The following is a 650-nucleotide window of genomic DNA, read 5'->3' as shown; positions in this document are numbered from 1 at the left end:
ACGCTGGAGAGACTGTGAAAGAATTCGCACGGGCATCCGCCGCGTGCGCTCCTGGGCTTCGGAAGCGCAGAAAACCGGGTAAAGGCGCTTGATCGGCGGTGTCGGAGCCGCTGACTGCCGGAACCTGCGCTTGCCGTTGCCATGAACAGAAATAGGCAATAAAAAGAGACAGTGACGTCTCATCCGGCCAGTTGCGCAACGGCCTGGACAGGCCTCGCCTGTTGGCGTCGGGCGTAAGACTCCCGGAACGCCCCCACGCCGAGCCGGTTGACCACCCGGATCAGGTTGTAGCCAAGCACCATCAGGCTCATCTCGCCGCGCACTTTCTTAAAGCCACGCACCAGAAAGTGGTCCCACCCGAACCAACGCTTGAGGGTGCCGAAGGGATGTTCGACCAAGCCCGCACGCTGACGCATCCGCGCTGACCCTTGGTCGGCCATCCGTTGCTGATGGGCGTCGGCTAACTCGGCGTGCTCGCTACAGTAGAGACTGCGGGGGGTGCCGGACTCGGGCCAACACACCGCCTTCAGCGGGCAGTTGTGGCACTGACTGGCCGGGCGGCTGTAGCGGGTGCGCCGGATGCCGTTCTTGTGATGCGGTTGGCCGCGCGGGGGCAGCAACTCACCGGCGGGGCAGATGTAAACATCATT

The 650-nt window shown here is 63.5% G+C and carries 1 protein-coding gene; it reads right to left on the bottom strand.

Going from position 1 to position 650, the window contains the following annotated elements; genetic code table 11:
- Window positions 1–179 precede the first annotated feature (179 nt).
- A partial coding sequence (locus tag BQ17_RS18775) for a transposase (protein WP_141699373.1) occupies window positions 180–650 on the bottom strand: 471 nt, incomplete at its 5' end.

The organism is Candidatus Thiosymbion oneisti (assembly GCF_900092655.1).
In the GTDB taxonomy this organism is placed as follows: Bacteria; Pseudomonadota; Gammaproteobacteria; order Chromatiales; family Chromatiaceae; genus Thiosymbion; species Thiosymbion oneisti.
Note: the sequence above shows the minus strand (reverse complement) of the source record. Positions and strands in the feature narration are given on the sequence as shown.